We start from the raw sequence: 18,948 nt of genomic DNA, 5'->3' as shown, positions 1-18,948 counted from the left end.
TCGCTCGCAGCGTCTGAGATCAGAAGCTGTAGCTAAAGCCGATCTTGACGCCGTGGTCCTTCCACTGGTCGCCGATGTTGCCCACGTAGGTAGCGCCGATGGAGCCGCCGGGCATGATGTTGGCCTGAACGCCGCCCTCAAGGCGCAGGGTATCGCGCGTCGTGGGCAGGCCCGCGACCGAGAAGGCCTCGCCGGTCGAGAGGATGTTGCGGCTGGTCGCATCGACATCGCCGAAGCTGCGCAGCCAGGCTGCCGAGACGCGCGGGCTGAGCACCGTGGTGGCGCTGACCGGCACTGCCCCGCCCAGACGCAGACCCAAGGTGGTGTAGGTCACGTCGCGGGTATTGCCGGTGACGCCCAGCGCGGTCAGGGCGCTGCCCGTCTCGGTGAAGGCATCGCTCTTGAGATGGACATAGGTCACGCCGGCAAAGGGCTCGGCGGTCACCGCGCCCAGCGGGAGAGCATAGCTCACCTCACCGAAGGCAGAGGCGCTCTTGGCATCATAATCGCCTGCCAGCGCATCATTGACGCCCAGGAACGCCACCTTGCGCGTCCCGTTCACGTCGAGCCAGCTATAGGAGGCGCCGATCCGGGCGCGCAGCGCGCCCCAGCCGCCGCCGGCATAGACCAGCGCGCTGTTGCCATTGACGGTCGCCTCGCTGCTGCGCCCGTCGACCCGCACCTTGTTCTGCTCATGCGCAAAGGCCACGCCCAGACGCCAGCCACCAAGGCCCGTATCGACACCGGTGATGAAGCCGAAGGTGCTCTGCGTCGCCTTGATCGCATTGCCATTGCTCTTGAGCGTGCTCCACGCACCGATGCCCTGGCCCCAGACCGCCGTGCTGCCATCGCGCAGCGTGCGGGCCGACGAGCCGGCGCCGGCCAGCGTGCGGCTGACGACATCGGCCTGCTCCATGCGGCCGATCACCATGTCGCCGAGACGGCGAGTGCCGTCCACCATCAGCGTGCCCGTGGTCGCCCACAGCTCGCCCGAGAGCGCATCGAACGCGCGGACGGCGCCGGCTTCCTCAAGCTGCCCGGCTACCGCGCGCGACAGGCTGGCATTGTCATCGCTCGCATCCAGCGCGAGGGCCACGGCCACCTGGTTGGGTGTCACCGCCACGCTCTCGAAGCTGCGATTGTTGCGCGTCAGCACCAGCCTGACATTATTGGCGTCATAGCTCAGCTCCGGCGTCAGGAACGGCAGATCGACATCGGTGGCCGCAAACTGGCCGGTCACCCCGCCCGCGGCCGTGATGATCGTGTACTCATTGCTGAAGCGATAATTGCCTGCAGCCGCCAGCACCGAGACCGTGCCGCCCTGGATGGTCGCCGTCCCGCCGACAATCAGCTTGTCGCTCTCGCCCTCGGCATTGACCTCCACCTCATAGGTCGAGCCTGCCTGGAACACGACATTGCCCGCTGCGGTGAGCGTGCCGATCGAGTTGCCCGGCAGCAGCGTGCCGCCATTGCCGACCACGATATTGTTCACCTGCCCGCGACCGCCCAGGGCCGCATCGCTGCCGACCGTGATCGTGCCGCCCATCGAGCCGTTCACCCGCGTCACGATGCCCTCAAGGTTGAGCGCACCGGTGAACGAGCCAAAGCTCTCCCCGGTCAGGTTGATGCTGACGGGCGCGCTGGACGGACCGTTCAGCGCAATCGTCCCGCTGCCGCTGAAGCTGCCGCCGAACAGCGTGTTGCTGCTCTGGTTGACGGTCAGCGTGCTCGTGCCCAGGCTCACCGTCCCGCCCGCGCCGCTCAGGCCCGCAACGGTCTGGTCGGTGCCACTCAGGTCAAACTCGCCATCGTCCACGACCAGATCGGTCGCGCTGTCGAGCTGCGCCAGCAGCCGCACCCGGCCCGCCTGCACCACCGTCGACCCGGTATAACCATAGTCGCCCGAGAGCAGCAGCGTGCCCTCGCCCTGCTTGATCAGGCCACCATTGCCCGACAGCGCGCCGGTATAGTCATAGTCGCCAATCTGGTTGAAGATCAGCGTGCCATTGTTGGTGGCATCGGCAAGCAGATCGCCATTCTTCAAGCCATTGCCCACCTGCAGCGTGCCTGCGGTGTCGATCAGCAAAGTGCCGCCCAGCTTGCCCGTCAGCAGCACCGTCCCGCCATCAATGGTCGCATCGCCTGCAAAACCACTGCTGTCGCCCGAGAAGGTGATGGTGCCCGTGCCCGTTTTCAGCACTGTGCCCGTGCCGCTCAGCCTGCCCTTGTAGCTCGTGGTCGCGGGGTTGGCGAACACCAGCTCGCCCTGTTCGGCAACATTGACATTGTTGCTGATCGTCCCAACAAACAAGGCCGTACCCTGCTGCACGTCAAGCTGGACGCCGCTCATCGAGCCGCCGAAGGTCACTATATTATCGCCGGTCTTGATCACCGTGCCCTGACCGGAAATCTGGCCGAGATAGCTCACATCGTCCGCACGATCGAACAGCAGCGTGCCGTAATTGGTGACATTGGCAGTGATCGAGCCGGTCGTGCCGCCGTTGCCGAGGTTGACCGTGGCGCCGTTGCTGATCCCCAGACCGCCTTCGAAATCGCTGGCGTTGGTCAGGGTGAGCGTGCCGGCAGACACGTTCAAACCGCCCGTTCCAGTGATCCGTCCGGAAAAGACCTGCGAGGCATTGGCCAGCATCAACCCCGCATCACCGACAATCACCGTTCCGCTACCGCCAAGATCGTTGATCTGTGCGCTGGCTGCACTGGTCAGGTCGAAGGTACCATTGACCGTTACGGAACTCGATTGGTTCACCCGGCCCTGATTGGAGAGGGCCAGTGTGGCACCGGCATCAATCGTCGTGGCGCCCGTGAAGGTATTCATCCCGCTCAAGGTGATCACCCCGCCCGCCACGGTCAGATCGCCCGTGCCGGAAATAACCCGGTTGTGATGAAGCGCATCGGAGCGATCGAACACCAGCAGACCGTTGTTCACAAGGTCGCCGTCGAAGGAGCCACTGGTGCCGCCATTGCCGATCTGCAGCGTGCCGTCCTGCCCTATGATCGTGCTTGCGGCACTCGTCGTGTTGGCCAGCACCAGCAGGCCGCTGTCCACATTTAACGAGCCAGAATAATTGCTGCTGTCACCAGACAGGATCGTCGTACCGGCAAGCACATCGACCACGCCGCTGCCCGACAGGCCTGCAGCCAGCACATAATCCGTGCCGGTGTGGTTCAGAACCAGCTTGCCCGCCCCGGCACCGAACTGAATGCCGTTGACGGCATCGATCACGCCGGCCGCCTGGGCCGCACTGCCTGCCGCCGCGCCAATGTTCAGCGTGCCCGTCGAACCGGCCTCATAAGCCAGCGTGATGCCGCGATTGCCGTCAGACTTGAGGGTCGCGCCATCGGAGACGGTGACGACGCCGCTGCTCCCGGCATATGTGCCCACCATGACGTAAGACGTGCCTCGCGCGAGCGTGCCTTCACCGCTGATGTTCAAAGTGCCCTGGCTGCCATCCACGAAGCCGACAATCAGCTTGTCACCGCCCAGCAGCGCCTCGTCCGTCACGGTGGCCGTGCCTGATCCATAGCTGCCGATGGTCATGTTCCGGTCGGTCGTTACGCTGGACCCGCTGCCTGAGACTGTCATCTGACCGTTGCCGTTGGCGCTTGCGCCAAGTCTCACATCCGCGTCACTGCCGGAGGCGGCAATCGTCGCGCCATCCGTCACGGTGAGAATGCCTTCGCCGCTGGTGCCGATCCCCAAGCCGCTTGCGCCGATGTCCCAGCGCGTTCCCGCGCCGCTGAGGGTGCCGGTGCCGAGCGATCCGGCATTTACGCCGAAACTCCCGCTGGTGGATTGCAGCGTCGCGCCGCCGGACAGGATGAGCGTGCCCTGGCCGCTCCCGCCGAACTGCAGGGACCCGCTCTGGAGATGGCTATTTTCGCCCGAAACGGTGATGGAGCCGACACTGCCCTCGACCGCACCGACGGACGTGGAGGTGTTGACCACGACGGTACCGCCATTCTCGATCGCCACGCTGCCGTCGCCATAATAGCCGACCGTCAGGAATTCGGTCGTGACCGTCGACCCCGTTCCCGTGACGAGCAGCGAACCGCTCTCATCTTCCATGCCCGGCATTGCCGAATTCGTGCTGTTGCTGACGATGATGTTGGGGGCGTTGAAGGTGCCGCCATTCACCACGGTCAGCGACGCCCCGTCGAGCCCGCCCAGGAAGACGATGTTCCCGCTCGTCGTACTGCCATCGATGACCGTCGCGCCGCCGGTGAGCATCATGTTGCCAGCAAAAGCGCTATTGTCGCCCGTGAGGGTCAACGCTCCGCTGCCGGTCTTGATCACAGAGCCCGAGCCTGAAATCGCACTGGAGAGCGTGTAATTCTCAGACTGGGCGAATTCGAGTTTCGTGGCACTGGTCGCAACGACGATACCACCGTTCAGCGTGGCGCCGCTGGCGAGTGTCAGCCTGTTGGTACCGCCCGTGAAATTCAGGGCCGCGGCCCGCTCGCCATTGCCACCAAGGCCGCCGGATACGGAACCGCCAGTCCCGATGGAAAGAGCAAGGTTCTCGCCTTGAATGCCTGCGCCGCCCGCACCGTTGGTGAACATCCCGGCCCCACCGGCGCCGCCTGTCACCGCTGTGTCGATCGTGAGGGTGGTAAGGCCGCTCATGTTCTCGATCAGGATGCCAAAGCCCCCGGCCCCGCCGAAGTTGCCGCCTTGGGCATCACCGCCCGTGATGCTACCCCCGGAGATCGAAACAGTGCTGCTCCCGGTACCGCCGGTGAGCACAAGGGCAGAGCCGCCATTACCGCCAAAGGACTGACCTTCGCGGCTCCCGCCGCCCGCGCCGCCGGTCAATATGCTGTCTGTAATGCTGATGGCCGTATTGCCGGCCGGCTGATCGATAACCAGACCGCTGCCACCATTGCCGCCGACGCCAGCCCAGCCATAGGCGCCGCCTGCGCCGCCGGTGGCACTGACGGTGATTGCGTCGTAAGAGTCGTTAAGACCGGTGACGACCGCGCCGAAGCCGCCGCCCCCACCGCCGCCACCATATCCAGCAAAACCTGCGAGGCCGCCATTACCCCCGTTGCCGCCCGTGAGCGTACCCGAGCTGGGCAGATCGGTAATAAGCCCGACATAGCCATGCGCGCCGCCACCGCCGCCGCCACCCGAACTGTTGTCGCCACCGTTGGAGCCGTCCGTGCCCGCCTCACCGGCGAGAGTTCCACCCGCACCGCCAACGCCTGCATTCTCGCCCGAGCCAGCCCCGCCATCGCCGCCCGTCAGGCCGCTACCGCCACCGGCACCGCCGGAGAGATAGCTCGATTCAGAACCGACCCCGTCCGTCCCGCTGTTCCCCGTTGACGTAGTGCTTGCGCTCCCGCCTGCGCTCGTGAAAGTACTATCCCCAGCCATACCACCCGCGCCGTCCGACGCATGTGCAGGCAGGCTGCCCACCGCGACCAAGAACGTCGTCGCCACCGAGCAGCGCAGAATGGATTTGAAGGACGTCCGGCGATTCCCGACGGGATGAAACATGCAATAACCCCACGTTCAAATTAACAACTATAAATATTCAATATATCTCAACGAGATAATCATACCAACGGATGGGCATTAATTATAAATAATTAGTTAAAATAATTTATTTATTTCGATATATTTGGCTGAAATATTGAATTACGACGACACGTCATTTCGGAAAAGGAGAGGTGCAACTTAGGCCGCACCTCTCAATTCATCTCGATTCAAAGGACGCAACTGCTCGCGCCCTTCGTTTTAACGGTCGGAATGGCCTCAGAAGCTGTAGCTAAAGCCGATCTTGACGCCGTGGTCCTTCCACTGGTCGCCGATGTTGCCCACGTAGGTGGCGCCGATGGAGCCGCCGGGCATGATGTTGGCCTGAACGCCGCCCTCAAGGCGCAGGGTATCGCGCGTCGTGGGCAGGCCCGCGACCGAGAAGGCCTCGCCGGTCGAGAGGATGTTGCGGCTGGTCGCATCGACATCGCCGAAGCTGCGCAGCCAGGCTGCCGAGACGCGCGGGCTGAGCACCGTGGTGGCGCTGACCGGCACTGCCCCGCCCAGACGCAGACCCAAGGTGGTGTAGGTCACGTCGCGGGTATTGCCGGTGACGCCCAGCGCGGTCAGGGCGCTGCCCGTCTCGGTGAAGGCATCGCTCTTGAGATGGACATAGGTCACGCCGGCAAAGGGCTCGGCGGTCACCGCGCCCAGCGGGAGAGCATAGCTCACCTCACCGAAGGCAGAGGCGCTCTTGGCATCATAATCGCCTGCCAGCGCATCATTGACGCCCAGGAACGCCACCTTGCGCGTCCCGTTCACGTCGAGCCAGCTATAGGAGGCGCCGATCCGGGCGCGCAGCGCGCCCCAGCCGCCGCCGGCATAGACCAGCGCGCTGTTGCCATTGACGGTCGCCTCGCTGCTGCGCCCGTCGACCCGCACCTTGTTCTGCTCATGCGCAAAGGCCACGCCCAGACGCCAGCCACCAAGGCCCGTATCGACACCGGTGATGAAGCCGAAGGTGCTCTGCGTCGCCTTGATCGCATTGCCATTGCTCTTGAGCGTGCTCCACGCACCGATGCCCTGGCCCCAGACCGCCGTGCTGCCATCGCGCAGCGTGCGGGCCGACGAGCCGGCGCCGGCCAGCGTGCGGCTGACGACATCGGCCTGCTCCATGCGGCCGATCACCATGTCGCCGAGACGGCGAGTGCCGTCCACCATCAGCGTGCCCGTGGTCGCCCACAGCTCGCCCGAGAGCGCATCGAACGCGCGGACGGCGCCGGCTTCCTCAAGCTGCCCGGCTACCGCGCGCGACAGGCTGGCATTGTCATCGCTCGCATCCAGCGCGAGGGCCACGGCCACCTGGTTGGGTGTCACCGCCACGCTCTCGAAGCTGCGATTGTTGCGCGTCAGCACCAGCCTGACATTATTGGCGTCATAGCTCAGCTCCGGCGTCAGGAACGGCAGATCGACATCGGTGGCCGCAAACTGGCCGGTCACCCCGCCCGCGGCCGTGATGATCGTGTACTCATTGCTGAAGCGATAATTGCCTGCAGCCGCCAGCACCGAGACCGTGCCGCCCTGGATGGTCGCCGTCCCGCCGACAATCAGCTTGTCGCTCTCGCCCTCGGCATTGACCTCCACCTCATAGGTCGAGCCTGCCTGGAACACGACATTGCCCGCTGCGGTGAGCGTGCCGATCGAGTTGCCCGGCAGCAGCGTGCCGCCATTGCCGACCACGATATTGTTCACCTGCCCGCGACCGCCCAGGGCCGCATCGCTGCCGACCGTGATCGTGCCGCCCATCGAGCCGTTCACCCGCGTCACGATGCCCTCAAGGTTGAGCGCACCGGTGAACGAGCCAAAGCTCTCCCCGGTCAGGTTGATGCTGACGGGCGCGCTGGACGGACCGTTCAGCGCAATCGTCCCGCTGCCGCTGAAGCTGCCGCCGAACAGCGTGTTGCTGCTCTGGTTGACGGTCAGCGTGCTCGTGCCCAGGCTCACCGTCCCGCCCGCGCCGCTCAGGCCCGCAACGGTCTGGTCGGTGCCACTCAGGTCAAACTCGCCATCGTCCACGACCAGATCGGTCGCGCTGTCGAGCTGCGCCAACAGCCGCACCCGGCCCGCCTGCACCACCGTCGACCCGGTATAACCATAGTCGCCCGAGAGCAGCAGCGTGCCTTCACCCTGCTTGATCAGGCTGCCGTTGCCCGAAAGAGCGCCCGTGTAATCATAGTCTGCGACCTGATTGAAGATCAGCGTGCCGTCGTTGGTCGTGCTGGCGGTCAGCTCGCCATTGTGGATGCCATCGCCAACCTGCAATGTGCCATTGGCGTTGACGGTCACGGCACCATTGAGCTTGCCCGTGATCAGCAGCGTCCCGGCATCAACCTTGGTCTGACCAGCGAACGTGCTGCTATCGCCGGCCAGCACCAACCGGCCCGACCCGGCGTTCACGATCGTGCCGTGCCCAGTGATGCTGCCGCCATAGCTGGAGACATCGCTGCGGTTGAACACCAGCGTGCCGTTGGCGTGGACGTCGCCAACCAGCGTACCGGCCGTTCCGCCGTTACCGATCTGCAGGGTGCCATCCGCCGCGATCGCGGTCGAGTTGGCATTCATCACGTTGGCCAGCACCAGCTTGCCGCTGTTCACGTTCAACGCGCCAGTATAGGCGCTGCCATCGCCGGTCAGCACCGTCTTGCCCGCAAGAACATCGACCACGCCATTGCCCGACAGACTGGCGGCAAGCGCATAATCGATCCCGCTGTGGTTCAGGACCAGCTTGCCAGCCCCGGCACCGAACTGAATGCCCTGCACGGCGTTGATCACACCAGCCGCCTGGGCCGCACTGCCTGCCGCCGCGCCGATGCTCAGCGTGCCGGTGGAGCCGGCGCGATTGCCGATCTTGATCACCTGGGCGCTGAGTTCTGCGCCATCGGCCAGTGTCAGGACACCGGCCCCCTCGGCACCGATATAGAGGCCTTCCTCCGTCCGGATCGCCGAAGACGCGCCGCTCACCGTCACGCTGCCGCTCGAGGCGACATCATTGCCGATGTAGACGCGCACCGCCTCCACCTTGCCGCCGTCCGAGACCTCCAGCGTGCCGCTGCCAAACAGGCCGACATTGATGTAACCCGCCCAGTTCGTCAGGCCATCATTATAGGCGCTCCAAGTCGAGCCAGCGCCGGTCACGATCATGCTCGCCTGCGATCCCGTGAGATTGCCGAGCGTGCCCTGCACCGCGCGCAATGTGCCGCCATTGGAGATCGAAATCGTCGACTGTGCGCCCGCCTCGTTGCCGGCAATGAATAGCCCGCTCATGTCCCAGACCGAGTTGGCACCGCTGATGTTCACAGCGCCTCTCGAGCCGCTGACCGTGCCCACATAGCCATCCGTGCTGGTGACCCGGCCGCCCTGCGCGACGTTGAGCGTTCCTTCGCCGACATTGCCGACGTAGAGAATACCGTCATTGGTCCAGGTGCTGCCCGCGCCATTCACCGTTGCCGTGCCTTTGCCGGTAGCCTCCCAGCCAAGGATGGCGCCCTGCGAACTCGCCGAGGCGCCATTGCTGACCGTCAGCATGCCCTCGCCTGAGATGCCGACACCGATGCGACCGCTGCCGATTTCGAGCGTGGAGCCTGCTCCATCGACGCTGACGCTGCCGACAGCGGACTGAGCCCCACCGATTCGCAGGGATTCGCCGGTGGCGCGGCCGCCCGCCTCGATGGTCAGCGTACCGCTGCTGCCCTCCTGGCTCGCCACATCGATCAGCGCCGCTGCCGACAGCAGGGCGCCGTTGGAAACCGTGGCGGTGCCCGTGCCGCTGTAGCCGACCCGCATGTTCCCGGCGTAGCCGTTACGGGCGAGAACACTGTAGGTCGTGCCTTCGCCGGTAAGGGTCAGCGTTCCGCTCGAGCCAGTGTCCACGCCAAGTGCGCTGGTGTAGGACGTGACTTCTGCGCCGCCAGACACCGTCACATTGCCCTGCCCGATGGTGTCGTTGCCGGTGCCGCCGATGTACAGGCTGAGGCCGTTGCGCCAGACCGTGTTGGCACCGTCGACGGTCATCGTCGCCGTGCCTGAGCCGCTTCCACCGATATAGCTGCCGTCAGCCTCCAGCAAACCACCGTCGGTCACCGAGATGCTGCCCTCATCCGCACTGAACCAGCCATCGGCCGAAACCCAGTCGGCCGGCAGTTCGGAATGCAGCGTACCGACACGGAGCGCCGACCCTTCACCGCTGACGCTGATCGAGCCGCCCGCGCCCATGTAGATGCTGCCATTCACCGTCTCGACCGAGCCGCCATTCATGATGGTCAGCGAACCGGAGGAGTTGGGGTCACGGCTGATCTGTATGGAGCTGGAACTGCTCCAGCTCCCCTCGCCAGAGACAGTGACGGCCCCGGTCGTTCCTCCCATGCCGATCAAGCCCTCGGTGGAATTGAGCGTACCGCCGCTCACGATGTTGAGCGAAGCAATTTCGGCGCCGCCCACGGAGACCGAAGTCGTGACGAGGCTGCCAGTCAGGTTAAATGAACCGCCGGTAACATCCAGCGCGCCATTGAAGGGCGAGCCGTTACCGGTGAACGCGAGCACGCCTTCGCCCGCCTTGACGAACGTCCCTCCGCCGATCAACTCGCCAGCGAACACGGTGTCGCTGCTCTGATCGAGCACGAGCACGCCCCCGTCGGTGCCGACGAGGCCTGCTTGCGCGACAGTGAGCGAGCCCAAGGTCACCTCATTCTGCGAACCACCCACGCCCAGCACGCCACCTTCGACGACATAGTCCTGGCCAACGCCGAATGCGCCATTGCTGCCTGCGTTCAGCGTCCCTTCCTTGACTGTCCAGCCGGTCGTTCCTGTCCCCGTGAGCGTCCAGGTGCCGTCCCCTACCTTCACGAATTCATCGAAATCATTATACTGCACGCCAATCAGGCCGGCATCGAATGACGAGTCGACGATGCCGCCCAGGGCCAGGGTGTTGGTGCCGCTCGCGATATCCGCATCCGCGACGAGACCGGTGATGCTGGAGCCGGCACGCAGTTCCAGTGTCACGTCGCCGGCGCCCATCAGAATGGCGTGGCCGGAGGAAGGCGAGACCTCGATGGTGCCCGAGTTGATGATGGTGGTCGCCGCGCTGTTGGTGACAATGCCGGTTTCACCCAGGATCGACCCGGAATTGATGATCTGGACCGTACCGCTGAGCGTGTCTGCATCGACAGCCGCGATCCCGCTCAGCGATTGCAGCGTGCCGGTGTTGCTGATGACCACATCGCCAAGCGGCGTGCGCGCCTGAACCGCGCTTCCGGTTCTGCCGGTGACAGTGCCGCTGTTGGTGATGGTGATCTTGCCTGAGCCTGCTTCATCCGGATCGAAACCGGCGATGGCGAGAATGCCGGACTCGCCTTCCGCGATCCCCGCATTGGTGATGGTGATGTCACCCACCTGCGAAGCGCCCTGAATCGCTGGTCCGGCGTCCGATGTCGCGGTGCCCTGCGCCTGATTGTCGATCACCACTTGGCCATTCGGCGTCCAGCCGACCAGCGCCTGATTGTTCACCGACGAGACCGACGCATTGTTCGTGATCTTTGCGAGACCGTTGTAATTGACGACACGGATGCCGGCTGCCTGTGCCTCCACCTGGCCAGTGTTCGTCACGGTCACCTCGACCGGCTCGGCATCGTTGAAACCGCCGTCGGCGTAAATTCCCCGCTGGGTGAAGTCTGCGGCCCCGTTGGTTTGCTGGACCGTGATGGCCCCGCTATTGGTGATGTTCACCGATCCTGCGTTGGTGGTGGCAGAGATGCCATTGGTTTCCACGCCTGAGACCGTCAGCGCGGCGCCATTCTCGATCGCGATGTCGCCCGCGATCTGGTTGCGAACCCAAATGCCACCGCTGCCCCCCACGCTGTTGACCGTGACGTCCGGGCCCACGGTGACCGAAATGTCGTTCCGACCCTGGATATTGGAACTGACGTTTACGCCGCCATTATCAGTGGTGCTGATCGTGGAATTGGTGATGAGGAGGGTCGACGTAATATCGCCAGGGCTTGTGTTATCCCACGTATAATAGCTGACGCCATCGGCCGTAATACTCCACTCGTCCTGTGCGCCGTTCACGGTGAGGCTGGTATCACCTCCTTCAATACGAGCCTTCACCGACGAAGGTTCGCAGAAAAAGAGCGTTACATTACCCTCAGCTTGGCAAATGCCAGGCTCGGCATGCGCGACCGAGGCGCCTGCCAGCAGCCCCGCGATACCGACACTGCTGAACAGACCTGCCTTGAGAGCCTGCCGAACGGCGCTGCGCGTTTTGATTGCCTTACCCTGCATTACGAAATCCCCTCGTGTGGGCCCACCGCCCAGATGATGTGAAGGGCAAACCGCCATGCAGGTGCGGTTCAACGGGATTTGAGACAGGGATCGAAGCGCGACGACAGGGAGCGCAGCCTGAGGTTCAAACGAACCCCATGACCTTCTCACAGCAGGCTACACACGATATCCGAAAATGCTCTGTTTCATCCCCCGGTAGCCCCGCTACCCCATTGGGGCCGGAGGCTTTGCGTCCCGCCGTTACCGACAGTTTGCCCTTGTCGAAGGCAACGAACGCCCATCGGGCGGAGCCGTCATCTTCAGGAGGAATATTAACGTTAGCTGAGCGGCAGCGCAACAAAAAAGCCCGGCCTTGTCGAGATGGCGCGCATGCAGATCGGAGCCATGCAGCTGATTTGTCGTGTGAAAATTATCGCCCTCGGTCTGGAGCGGGGTCATAACCGGCCGTGTTAAGCCGATAACTATAGTTAACTTCAACGCAAGCACGACGTCGATTGCGCTGCATCCGTCGCTCTAAAATATGGTTGCCCCCCGCGACGTGATCGTTACAGCCGTCGCTGGTCGGGCAACCACGCCGACAGGCGCCGCACTGCCTCTTGCACTTCGGCTTCCGTGATCGCAAAGCTCAGCCGGATGAACCGATGGCCATTGACCGGATCGTGGTCGACCCCCGGTCCCGTGGCGAGCCCGGTCTCAAGGAGCAGCTTCTTGCAGAACGCAGGGCTATCATCCGTCAATTCGCTGACATCCGCATAGATGTAGAAGGCGCCATCCGGCGGCGCGATGCGTCGCAGACCAAGGGCTGGCAAGGCGTCCAGCAGAATCTCCCGGTTACGGGCATAAGTGGCCCGATGCGCTTCCAGCTCTGACGTGCAGTCCAGCGCCGCCAAAGCGGCATGCTGGCTGATCGATGGCGCGGTCAGGAACAGGCTGCCCATATAGGCGCGTGCCCGCTCGACCATGGCGCGCGGCACGTAGAGCCAGCCGAGCCGCCAGCCGGGCATGCAGTAATATTTGGAAAAGCTGCTGACGATCATCGCGTCGGCTGCGAATTCTCCCATCGAGCGGCAAGGCGCGCCATAGCTCAGGCCATGGTAGATTTCGTCCGAGATGATCGCGATGCCGCGCTCTGCGCACAGCCGCGCAATCGCCTCCAGTTCGGCAGGCGCAATGATCGTTCCGGTGGGGTTGGCCGGGCTGGCGACGATCACGCCCTGCGGCGCTGGATCGAGCGCTGCCAACGCGTATGCGGTCAACTGGAAGCGATCCTGCTCGCCGCATTCGATCTCGACCGGCGTCATGTTGAGCGCGCGCACGGTGTTGCGGTAGGCCACATAGCCCGGTCGCGCCATGGCAATACGGTCGCCCGCCTTAAACCGGGCGCTCAGCGCAAGGACCAATGCCGGCGAGGCCCCGCAGGTAAGCAGGAATTGATCAGGCTCGGCTGCCATGCGGTACCGCTCCCGATACAGCTGGACGAGCCGCGCCTGCAGCGCAGGACTCTCCCAATAGCCCATCGGATCGATGCCAAGCGCGTCGCGCGCAGCGTCCAATGCGGCCTGCGGTGCCCCCGTCGAGGGCTGACCAAACTCCATATGGAGAACCGAGCGCCCCTCCGCGCCCAGGCGATAGGCCAACTTGCTCAATTCTATGGCCTGAAACGGCTCGACTTCCATCAGATGATCCATCGCTCGGTACAGCGCCGATAGCCGGCGGCGGCGCAGATGCCAACGATGCAACCCCACCCCGGCCGTCGTTCGTCCTCGCGGCGCATCTGCCGTGAAATCAAAAAATTGCGCCAGCGTCGTCGGGCGCTTCGAAGACTGCTTTCGGCAGAAAGAAAACGGCAGGTCGTATTTTCGGCCTGCGCGTGACGCGCATTTTCAGGCAGTCTGTCAAGTGGCAGCTCGCAGAAACCTGCATCACGGAAGTAGGGCCTCCGACCCCCTTCAGCGGGAAGCCTCCCCGAAACCAGACCTCCTTACAGCCTGAGCATAAGGTTTGATCGCCAGATACATGAGCGCCGCGCCGCCGGGGGCCATTACGGCGGCGAAGAACGCCATCGAATAGCGCAGCATGCTCTCGTCCTTCAGCAGGAAATCGGTCACGAGCGCGATGAGCAGCGGCCCGAGGCCATTGCCGATGACACTGATGGTGAAGAGATACACCGCGCTGATCTGAGCCCGCATCTCGCTTGGCGTCACCATCTGGATCGCGGCATTCTGCGCAGGCGCGCTGGCGAGGCCGATGATCGAGGAGATCATGCCGCAGAAGAAGGCGAGCCAGGGGCTGGGCATGAGCGAGGTGGCGATCGCGAAGGGAGCGGACAGTGCTTGCGAATAGAAGCAGACCCGCGCCATCGCATCGGGATTGCCGCGCTTGCCCATATATTCCGCAAACCAGGTGCCCAGCGTCAACGCAATCGGCGTGGAGATGAGGAGCGACAGCGCCAGCAGCGGCCCGATCTGCGCCGGTCCCCAGCCATAGGTGCGCTCATAAAAGGCCGCGCGCCACGTCATGAGGCCCGTCGTCTCGATCGCGCCGATGCCGATGCTGAGGAACAGGGGAAGGAACAATATGCGGTTTGACAAGAGATACGCCCCGACCTCGCGCAGCGGTACGCTGCCCTTGCCGCGGCGATTGCGGCGCACCGGCTCCCGCACGGTGAAGAGAAAGAGCAAGGCGGTTGCCAGCCCTGGCAGAGCGCAGACGAGGAAGACGAGCTGCCACTCGCGCATCTCGCCCAGAACCGGGATGTGGACCGGTCCCATCCCGGCAAAGAACGCCACCAGCAGGCCACCAGCCAACAACGCCGTGGCCTGACCGGCGCTGATGCCGAGCTGATAGACCGCGAAGGCACGCGGCAGCTTTGACCTTGGCACCATGTCCGAGATCATCGACATGGACGAGGGGCCGGCGACGGACTCCGCGCCCCCGACGACGCCGCGCGCGAAAAACAGTCCGCCAAAGCTCCTGGCCATGCCACAGAGCGCAGTGGCCAGGCTCCACACCGTCAGGCCGGCCGTCAGGATCATCTTGCGGCTGCGCTGATCCGCGACGCGAGCCATCGGCAAGCCGACGACCATATAGGCCGACGAAAAGGCGAAGCCGATGATGAGGCTGATCTGGGTGTCGCTCAGCGCCAGGTCGCGCTTGATCGGCTGGACCAGCAGATTGATGATGTTCCGGTCGACATTGGAGAGCATGGTCACGAAGGCGATCAGCCAGATCGTGTACCAAGCGCGGGCCGGCGACGGCCAATCGTCGCCGGCTCCAGACGCGCCGGCCGATGCCGGCTGCGTCTGACCCGTGGCTTGCGTGCCGACCGGCTCGCTCATCGCTTGAGACGCACCCCGACGCGGAACGCGCGCCCGACCTGATCGAATAGCACCTGATTGGTGATACCCACCGCGCTGGGCGCAATCGGCGGATCCTTGTCGAACAGGTTACGGATCGCGATGAAATATTCGAAATCGCTGCGGCCGGCCTTCACGTTCCAGCCCAGCGTGAGGTCCGCATAGAAGCGGGCGGCGACGCGATTGGTGCTGATGCTGTTCGCGAGACCGACACTGTAGCCTGCATCCTCGGGGCCGACGAACTCGACGAGGAACTTGCCCTCGGGAATGTAGCGGCCATGCGCACTCACGCTGAAAGGCCCGGCCTTGAGGGTCGCCATGCCGTCCAGCACATAGTCCGGCACGCCGGGGGTGTTGCTGGCGCGGAAGCCGGTCTGGCCGGCGCGGTCGACCGAACCGGCGCTGTCGATGATCATGAGATCGAACGTCTTGGTCGCCAGCAGCCGCAGGTCGAGCGATGCGGCGGCACCGATGCGGGTGCGATAGCTCGCCTCGATGTCCAAGCCCCGGGTCTTGAAGCCATTCACATTCTGCAGACGGTCGTTGATCAGGGTGACTTCGCCTGCCCCGTTCCGCGTGATCAGCGGGCAGAACTCGGTCGCGTTGTTCACCAGACAGCGCGTCGCGATGGTCGATGAGCCGATCTGCGCGATAGCGTCGTTCACGCGGATATTGTAATAATCGACCGAGAGATTGAAGCCCCGCAGAAACGACAGGTTGCTCAGCACCACGCCGGCCGTGAAGGTATCGGCCTTTTCCGGGCGCAGCGTATTATTCGAGCCCGAGACGATTTCGATCAGGCCCTGCTTGCTCGTCACCGGATCGGTGAAGGACGAGAAGCTGCGCGTGACCGAGCCGAACAGCTCATTCACATTGGGCGCCCGGATATCGCGAGAGAGCGTGCCACGCAGACGCAGGAAATCGACCGGCTCATAGACGCCGCCCAGCTTCCAGGTGGTGACCGCGCCGCTCGTGCTGTAGTCGGTGCGGCGCGCGGCGCCGTTCAGCTCCAGGCTTTTGCCCAGCGCACTATCCTTGAGAAGTGGCAGGACCGCCTCAACGAATGCTTCCTTGACCTCGACCTTGCCGTTGGAAGCAGCGAAGTTGGAGACGTAGAAGGCGCCGGTCGGCGAGAGCGGGTCCGTCGAGCCCTTCACCTCGTCGCGGCGATATTCGGCGCCGGCCGCCAGCGACAGCGGGCCGGCCCACAAGTCGATGAGATCGCCCTGCACGTCGAGCGCGGCAACCTGTTGGGTGATCTTCAGGTCGAGCATCGATGTGCCGGTGACATAGGCCAGCGCCTCCTGACTGAAGCGGCCCGCGCCGATCAGGTTGAGCGGCTGGCAGCCATTGGTCGGGTTGGTGAGCGTCGAGCGGCAGATTGGCGTGCCGCCGGGGCCCGAGGTAACATCGGCCGCGAGCAGCAGGCGCGAGCGGATGAGGTTGTTGGTCGCTTCCTGATGATAGGTGCTGCGGCCATATTGATAGTAAGCGTTCCACGTCCAGTTATCAGTGATGGCGCCGGAGAGGCCACCGATGATGCGCAAGGCAGTGCTCTTGGTCGCGCCGCGGGCATTGCCGAGGTCGAGCCCGGCGCGGCCCATGTTGAACTGGGTGATGCCGTTGGCATCCATGACGTCCGTGACCGACCGGGGGAGATATGGATTGTCGCGGCGGACCGGGCCGATCAGCGAGCCTGTGCTGTCGCGCAGCTGTGCACTCACCGAGAAAGCGCGGACTTCGCCATAGGATGCTTCCAGCGTGGCCTTGAGCGCGTCGCTGAATTCATATTCGGCATGGCCATAGGTGCTGAAGCGCTCGACCGGCACCTTGAGAAGCAAGCCGGCGAGGAAGGCGTTCTGGCCCTTCCCACTGCCGCCCTGCTGAAACAGCGAACCCGCGAGCCTGCCGACCTCATAGGGCGCTGTCGTCCCATCCGGCAGGAACTGCAGGCCCTTGAGGGGGCCATTGCTGAGGATAAGGCCGCCCGGGGCTATGGTGGCGGTGTGGACATTGTTGAGAATGCTCAGCGCCGGGGCGCCCGCACCGGCCGCGCCAGCCGGGCGGCCGACAAGCGTCCACTCCTGCGCGCACAGCGAGCGGGCCTGATAGCAGTCCGCCAGGCCATCATTGTCTTCATACTCCCCGCCGAACACGACGTGGCCCCGGCCACCGGCGAAGGATGTGCCGCCGGCCGCCGAGAGGAAGATCGTGCGGTCGTCGCCGCGCTGCGAGATGCCCGACTGGGCCTCGGCGCGAAGGCCATCGAGCTTGTTGTTGAGGATGAAGTTCACGACGCCCGCGACCGCGTCCGAACCATAGGCCGCCGATGCACCGCCGGTCACGACGTCGACGCGATCGATGAGGATGCCGGGAATATAATTGGTGTCGACCGTCCCGCGCGCTGTCGTCGGCACGAACCGACGGCCATTGACCAGCACCAGGGTGCGCTCGCTGCCAAGGCTGCGCAGTTCCAGCACGCGCGAGCCGACGGCATTGCCGGGAGTCGTCTGCGTCGCGGAAGGACTGGAGGTGGCCCGAAAGCTCGGCAACTGGCTCAGCACGTCGCCAATATTCGTCGCGGCAGTTGTCTCCAGTCGGTCGCGGCCAATCGCGGTGACGGGGGTCGGCGCAGTGAAGCCGCCGCGCGTGATGCGCGAGCCCGTCACGACGATCTCCTGCGAACCGGATGCGGCCTGATCCTCGGCCTGCGGTGCTGGACCGCCCTGATCCTGCGCGTGCGCGGCAGAGGCCACGCCGATCGCAGCCATCGCCAGAATGGCCGCAGAATTTCTCAAAACCCGAACTCGTTGACGAAGCGCCAGCATTGCAATTCCTCTCCCCAGTCTCTGCCCATATCGTTCGCCCGACCGCTTCCGTGTGCCACGGCGTAGAGCACGTATGGACATGAATTTACCGACCTAATGTTTAGGGCGACTAGTAATTCATATCCTATCTTTTAAAGTGAAGGCAATGGGTGTTGAAGCATCAAGACTAACAAGGCAGGAGGGCGATGATGGGAAGGTCGAAAGACGCAAAGGATTCGGCGAAAATCACGCCCTTTTCTGCAAAGGATGCGAAGGCGCGGTTCGTGCCAGGACCGCCGCCGGCCCGTGGCCAGGAACCCGGTTCGGATGCTGATTTGCGGGTGCAGATGTCGTGGTGGCTGGTCGGCACCGGCCGCGCGTGGCGCAATCTGCTGGATGAACATCTACGCTTCGCGGGCCAGACACAGCCCCGCTGGCGCGTGCTCGCCTGGGCGCGACTGCAGCCGGGGATTACCCAGACCGAACTGGCGGAGCATATGTCCGTCACCAGCGCCACTTTGGTGGCCATCGTGGACGAGCTCGTCCGTCAGGGGCTGCTTGAGCGGCGTGAGAGCAGCACGGATCGCCGCGTCAAGAACCTGCACCTTACGCCAGCGGCGCATCCGATCATCGAGACGATCTCGCAGGAGGTTAGCGACATAAGGGACGCACTGCTCAGCGACGTCTCCCGCTCGGAGCTGGAGACCTGCCTCTCCGTCCTCCAGCGGGTTAGCCAGGCGATCGAGAATTATGGGCGGGGCAAGGGATAGAGCTCACATCGCTCCGTCGAAGACGGTCCCGGCATAGCGCCTCTGGCGAACGTCCCAACTTCTCCCCTGAACCGCAACCGCGATGCGATCAACCGCTGCCTGCTACCCATCCGCGAGGTGCGACACGACTTTGCCGTCCGATATCCATCTCGTGCGCCGATCCCCGCAGCGCCAGAACGAGA

At 64.2% G+C, this 18,948-nt stretch carries 6 protein-coding genes and 1 riboswitch; of the genes, 1 reads left to right on the top strand and 5 read right to left on the bottom strand.

Features of this window, described 5'->3' with window-relative positions; all coding sequences use genetic code 11:
* Positions 1–19: 19 nt before the first annotated feature.
* The 5 genes from M2334_RS06310 to M2334_RS06290 all read right to left on the bottom strand — a co-directional run bounded on the left by M2334_RS06310 (position 20) and on the right by M2334_RS06290 (position 17,987).
* Positions 20–5,461 (bottom strand): autotransporter domain-containing protein, encoded by a 5,442-nt coding sequence (locus M2334_RS06310; protein ID WP_264605025.1) that lies wholly within the window; start codon positions 5,459–5,461, stop codon positions 20–22.
* 315 nt (positions 5,462–5,776) lie between these two features.
* Positions 5,777–11,620 carry an autotransporter domain-containing protein gene (locus M2334_RS06305; protein WP_264605024.1) on the bottom strand — a complete coding sequence of 1,948 codons (5,844 nt, stop codon included), beginning with the start codon at positions 11,618–11,620 and terminating at the stop codon, positions 5,777–5,779.
* A gap of 404 nt (positions 11,621–12,024) precedes the next feature.
* A riboswitch (cyclic di-GMP riboswitch) is annotated at positions 12,025–12,099 on the bottom strand.
* Positions 12,100–12,378: 279 nt separating this feature from the next.
* Positions 12,379–13,521 (bottom strand): pyridoxal phosphate-dependent aminotransferase, encoded by a 1,143-nt coding sequence (locus M2334_RS06300; RefSeq protein WP_264595376.1) that lies wholly within the window; start codon positions 13,519–13,521, stop codon positions 12,379–12,381.
* Between the two features lie 261 nt (positions 13,522–13,782).
* Positions 13,783–15,171 (bottom strand): MFS transporter, encoded by a 1,389-nt coding sequence (locus M2334_RS06295; RefSeq protein WP_264605023.1) that lies wholly within the window; start codon positions 15,169–15,171, stop codon positions 13,783–13,785.
* A complete protein-coding gene (locus tag M2334_RS06290) occupies positions 15,168–17,987 on the bottom strand; it encodes a TonB-dependent receptor plug domain-containing protein (protein WP_264605022.1) in 2,820 nt (939 codons plus the stop codon). The genes M2334_RS06295 and M2334_RS06290 overlap by 4 nt, the downstream gene beginning before the upstream one ends.
* Before the next feature lie 293 nt (positions 17,988–18,280).
* Between M2334_RS06290 and M2334_RS06285 the strand changes: the two genes are divergently transcribed.
* Positions 18,281–18,766 carry a MarR family winged helix-turn-helix transcriptional regulator gene (locus M2334_RS06285; RefSeq protein ID WP_264605021.1) on the top strand — a complete coding sequence of 162 codons (486 nt, stop codon included), beginning with the start codon at positions 18,281–18,283 and terminating at the stop codon, positions 18,764–18,766.
* Positions 18,767–18,948 lie beyond the last annotated feature (182 nt).

Origin of the sequence: Sphingobium sp. B11D3D (genome assembly GCF_025961755.1) — a bacterium.
In the GTDB taxonomy this organism is placed as follows: domain Bacteria; phylum Pseudomonadota; class Alphaproteobacteria; order Sphingomonadales; family Sphingomonadaceae; genus Sphingobium.
The sequence above is the reverse complement of the archived record's forward strand: the minus strand, read 5'-3'. Positions and strand labels throughout refer to the sequence as shown.

Coding starts and splice junctions, on each gene's coding strand:
- M2334_RS06300 (WP_264595376.1), bottom strand. CDS start 13,521: ATGGATCATCTGATGGAAGTCGAGCCGTTTCAGGCCATAGAATTGAGC.
- M2334_RS06295 (WP_264605023.1), bottom strand. CDS start 15,171: ATGAGCGAGCCGGTCGGCACGCAAGCCACGGGTCAGACGCAGCCGGCA.